Raw genomic sequence first — 5,298 nt, 5'->3', positions numbered from 1 at the left:
ATTAGGTAGCAGCTCATTAGCGGTTGAAGTAACCGATCGAAAACACTCAAGTCGGTATTGCCAACAGGACGGCTACTTTTCAGCTTTAATACGTAAATAGACTTATCGCTATTGTCAAATGCTTATCATTGTCATACTATGAAGCAAGTGAAATCTACAATAAACAAATTCCAGTAAATCGTTTTTTTGCTAGCTAGTGAAAAAATGATTTGGAGAATGTGCAGAGGAGAAGTTTCTTAATCTAACTGCAAAGTTTTGGATGTTACCGATCGTTCGATCGTTTAATTAATCCGATTGGGCAAGCGTTTACCAATGTGAAACGGACGATCTGTTTTATATGGGTAAATTTTGTCACCTTAATTAAGAGACCCGCCAACTTTTCGAGCCAGCAAATGGTTGAGAGTTGGCACTCCGCAGACATTTGCTGGAACGTGTTTGCTAGCGAGCCAGATTTTACAAAACTTGTTGTCAAGATCGTACATTATTTACTTTAAATAAGGAAGAGTCACGCATATGAAATTCTCATCTAAATTCACCACACTGGTAGCTGTTGCTGCTATATTCTGCCCGATCGCCGCTAACGCTAACCCAGTTTCCACTGGTACGACTGCTGCTGCGGTATCGATCAAATTTAATAGTAGTTCTTCGACCAACGGTACCTTCACCATCAACCCTGGTTCGACTGCTTCTGGCGGTGGTACTGGCGTACAAGAACTCTCTGCTGCTGTAGCAACTGGCGAAACTAATGCCACAGCTAACGCCGCTAGCCAATATGGTGGGACGACAGCGAATGCTAATGGTTATAGCGCGCCAGTAACGTTCTCCTATTCGACTAACAGCAATGCTAGCAATAGCAACTACTCCAGTGCTTACAATCAGTACAATCAGTATAAAAGCGATGGTGCCAGCCAAAGTAATGGTACTAATGGTTCCTCTAATGCCAATGCTAATGAAGCTACTAGCAATTCTGCTGGTAATACCAGTAATGGTACGAATGGTACGGGTACGAGCAGTAACGTGGCTAGCAACGGCAGCAACGGCGGCATCGTAGACAGTCAAACTACCAGTGCCGGTGAAAAGAGCGGCAGTTATAGCACCAGCAGCAACACTGGTAGCAATACCTCTAAATCCAATTCCAATGGCACTAGTAATAGCACTAACAGCCAAAGTGCTAATAGCCAAAACACTGGAGCCAGTGGCTACTCTAGCAACAACTCTGGTGCTAATGCCAACAACTCGTCAGGCACGAGCTACAACTACACTGGCTCTTCGGCTGGGTTGAGCTTTATTCCCGCGATCGTCAAGTAGAACAATTCGATTTAGCTCTAGTATGCTCTAGAGCTAAATTCTACTCGTACTTACTTAAATTTATCCATCTCTAGTTACGGTCGATCGATCTACATCAACCGAGCGGACTGGGGTGGGTATTTTTTGCCGAACTGATTTATTGCTGGAGCGAATTTCGAGCGTGTATTCACAGCTATCGACATATTTTAAAACCAAGCCGAAATTAGCCAATTATGGCATCGCGATCGTCAGTTGGTATTTCGTGTTGGGTGGTAGTGCTCAGGCACAGTCGCAAACATTAGATGAGATTACTGGCTATGCGACGTTCGATAATTGGTTGTATAGCGATACTTTGGCGGTGCCGCCATCAATCCAGACACTTACTGATGAGGCAGTCACACCAGTAATCGATCGCCAAATCGCGCAAACGCCGACGATTTTCGTGCCGACATTTGTTTTGCCGGGGGTGATGCTGCCGAGTATATTGCCATTATCCCAACCGATCCCGACTAATTCCATTCTCAATCCGGCCGTCATTCAGGCACCGGATAATACTCCCGCCGTCACACCAGCGAATGCACCGAATGCACCGAGTGTAGTACCCGAGCCAGTCGCAACTAAAGATCCGCGTTATCTAATCCCACCTCAAACTCTAGCTCCCAAAGTCGTCGATCCCTTTTCCACCCAATTTATTCTCAACGGGAATAAGGTATCGCACTTGAGCACGGCAGTAATTACCGCTGGCGATGAATTTGGGAGTTTTCGGAGTGGCGATTTTAGTTTTGATGCTTACAAAGTGCTGGGAGCCAGCAACGTTCAGACTGTCACTAGCGATCGCGTCGTCCGAGTCAGGAGCCAATTAGAAGTGGCGGGCGCGCGCAGTATCATTCAAAATCGGGATACTTCGATCGCGGTTGCCCAACCACAAACCCTATTGGGATTTCGCGAGCAAATTAGTGTCATGGGCGATTGCCTCGATGGTTCGGGGCAAACTTGCACCTTTTTACCTGGGATTAAAATCGATAAGAGCGTTATCGATCCCCAAAAATTACAACCGACAGGGGCGCGCATCACTTCCCAATTTGGCGATCCGATCTCACCTGCCTCGGTGGCAGCTATTCAAGCACCAGGATTTCAGGGCGGTGCCAATGGCGATGAGTATGGGATCGATCTGTATCTGCCCGCTGTCGGTGTCGTGAATTCGACAGAATCACCAGCCTTGACTGGATCGCGACAGGAGAAATTCGCTACAGGCGTGGCGATTTATGGGACGCGGCTGACGCAGAATTTTGCCACCAATGGGCGGGAATCGAGCTTGGGACGGACGATTCGATCGCTCAATTATATCCACAACGATAACAATCAACTACTCAATCTCGGCGTCAGTGCCCTCTCGCAAGTATTACCCGAAATTCAGTCGCCCGCAATCGCCCCTGGTTTGCCCGGTGCTAGAATCGTCGTCAATCCCAATCTCTATCGGGCGGCAAATGCAGTTCGGATTCCCGATAGCAGTCTGACAGTGTATCAAGGTGGTACTGGCTATGCGCCCAGTGTGGGTAGCGATCCGCGCATTCCTCCCGCTGCCAATCATCAAGCCGTCTGGATCGGTTTATCGCCAGTAATTCAGCGTTCGGTGTCTCAGGATTATTATTATGTCCCCCTTGGCGAGCCGACAATTGTGTCGAGTGGGGGTGGGGAAGGCGGTACTGTCCCCGTGAGCGTCACGCTCAATAACTTTGCCTTCAATTCGGTGGGCTTGCAAAATGCTTACTCCCAAGGCTATATCACGACCTACAATCAGAAAGTCGATCGGGTGGATGTCAGTACGATTAATCAACGCACTGATTATTATCCCCATCTAAGTTTTACCGGCACGCAGTTAAACGAAGATACCCTGTGGCGGTATTTTACGGGAGCGATTTTTAATCTGGGGCTGCAATCGTCCCAAACTTCGCCAGATATTAAAGCTTATGTCGGTACCGATTATTCGATCGTCAATCCCCGTGGGGTGAGTTTTAGCGTTGGCGGTGTCGGTTATGTCAATCCCGATCCCGAACATTACAGCCAACTATTTGCCAATGCCAATCGATCGATCGGTTTAGGGGCAAATCCTCGGAATAATTTAGCATTTGGGTTTAATGCAAACTATATTGCCGATGGCGCAATTACGCTCAAATCGGTACCGATTACGGTCAATCAAAGCTTCGTCAATGCTGGCATCGCCTTGAATTTAGGCAATATCTCGCTCGGCGGCACGCAATTTTTTGGAAATTTATTACCGGGATCGATCGATTATAAAACCGTCTTTAATGTAGGTTGGAAAGTTAACGACAGATTGAAAATTGGCGCGTTTGTCAGTGCCTTCGATCGCAATATTTCGACTAATCCAATTGGGGCTAGCTTGAGCTTTGGGCTAGATCCGAACTCTAATTCACTCCTAGCTTTATCCTGGAATGCCGCCGAGATTGATTTTCGTCGCACGCTTGGCTCGACAGCCAATGTTTATCGCGATAATACGGTGAGTGTTTCCGTGCGGCATGGATTTTAGTTGCAATTTTTTTTCACAAACTCCTGCTGACGATCGAAGACTCATTTTTAACTGGCAGGCGGGAAGTCCCGCGCTCTACCGCTTCGGTGAGCGTCGGGATGAAAGCCGAGCGAGGCGACGATTGCCTGTCCGACAAAATCGACAAATCGCAGATCTCGAACGGAGGACAGGCATGAGAAGACGAGCCAATTCCGTGTTGAACCATCGACTGGCTCTGTGTTATCATGAAAACGGTTCGTGATAAACAAAGATGTATCAGTCTGTCAAAGCTCGAATTTATCCCACCGACGCTCAATCCTCCAAGCTTTCCCAGTTTTTCGGATGCGCTCGTTGGTGGTGGAATCGTGCCCTAAACGAGACTACTACTACCTATGCTCAAACGGGGAAGGGATTGTCTAGAGAAGGACTCAATGCACTTTTGCCAGCACTCAAGAAAGAGTTTGATTGGCTGAGTGAGTGTCATTCTCAAGTTTTGCAATCTGTCACCCTCAATCTGACTAAGGCGTTTATCAACTTTTTTGAGAAGCGGGCTAAATACCCTAATTTCAAATCGAAACATGGTAAACAATCGATTCAATACCCGCAAGGGACTAAGTTCGTCGATAACCTGATCTATCTCCCTAAATTGGGATGGGTCAAAATTAGCCTGCATCGCCCGCTTGACGGAGAAGTCAAAACTGTTACTATCTCCAAAAATCCCAGCGGTCAATATTTCGCCGCTATTCTTACCGAACAGAAAGGCGTTTATCCCGCTCCGAGTCGCGAGGGAAATGCAATTGGTATCGATTTGGGTATTACAGACTTTGCGATTGCTAGCACTGGCTCTAAGTACCCTAATCCTCGACATATCAAGAAACATGAATCTAACCTCAAGCGGAAACAACGTAAACTATCTCGAAAAGTAAAAGGCTCTAATAGTCGAAATAAAGCTAGAAAACTGGTGGCAAGAGTCCATCAACGTATCAGTAATTCGAGACAAGACTTTTTGCATAAACTCTCCGCAAAACTGGTGAACGAAAACCAAGTCATCGTTGTGGAAGATCTAGCAGTCAAGAACATGGTGCGTAATCATTGTTTGGCAAAAGCTATTAGCGATTGTGGCTGGTCTAGTTTCGTCGGAATGCTCAACTACAAGTGTGAGCGTTCTGGCAAAATATTGGTCAAGGTGGATAGATTTTTTCCTTCATCTAAAACCTGTAGTAATTGTTATCACCGAATCTCATCCTTGCCTTTAGATGTGCGTCAGTGGACTTGCTCTAGTTGTGGAACTCACCATGATAGAGATGTCAACGCAGCGCAGAACCTGAAGGCTGAAGGATTACGGATTCTCTCGTTAGGAACTAGCGAGACTGCCGATGGAGGCAACGTCAGACCAAGCAGGGGTCGCAAGACATCTGTGAGGCGGTCGCCCTCGAAGTCGGAAGCCCGCTCTCTATCCGTAGGATGAGAGTCGGGTAGTTCAC

Annotated in this window: 4 protein-coding genes; 3 read left to right on the top strand and 1 reads right to left on the bottom strand. The window is 47.0% G+C overall.

Annotated elements, in window-relative coordinates:
* The first annotated feature begins 513 nt into the window (after positions 1–513).
* Positions 514–1,308, top strand: a complete 795-nt coding sequence (locus RMO84_RS02310; RefSeq protein ID WP_310486841.1) for a hypothetical protein — start codon at positions 514–516, stop codon at positions 1,306–1,308.
* 160 nt (positions 1,309–1,468) lie between these two features.
* Positions 1,469–3,835, top strand: coding sequence for a hypothetical protein (locus RMO84_RS02305; protein ID WP_310486840.1), 2,367 nt, complete (start codon positions 1,469–1,471; stop codon positions 3,833–3,835).
* Positions 3,836–3,848: 13 nt separating this feature from the next.
* Here RMO84_RS02305 and RMO84_RS02300 read toward each other — a convergent pair whose 3' ends face one another.
* Positions 3,849–4,061: a hypothetical protein gene (locus tag RMO84_RS02300; protein ID WP_310486839.1), complete on the bottom strand. Its 213-nt coding sequence runs from the start codon at positions 4,059–4,061 to the stop codon at positions 3,849–3,851.
* 24 nt (positions 4,062–4,085) lie between these two features.
* On the opposite strand from RMO84_RS02300, the gene RMO84_RS02295 reads away from it, so the two are divergent.
* A complete protein-coding gene (locus tag RMO84_RS02295; RefSeq protein ID WP_310486838.1) occupies positions 4,086–5,282 on the top strand; it encodes an RNA-guided endonuclease TnpB family protein in 1,197 nt (398 codons plus the stop codon).
* The last annotated feature ends 16 nt before the right edge of the window (positions 5,283–5,298 follow it).

The organism is Chamaesiphon sp. VAR_69_metabat_338 (assembly GCF_031423935.1).
Lineage (GTDB): Bacteria > Cyanobacteriota > Cyanobacteriia > Cyanobacteriales > Chamaesiphonaceae > Chamaesiphon.
The sequence above is the reverse complement of the archived record's forward strand: the minus strand, read 5'-3'. Positions and strand labels throughout refer to the sequence as shown.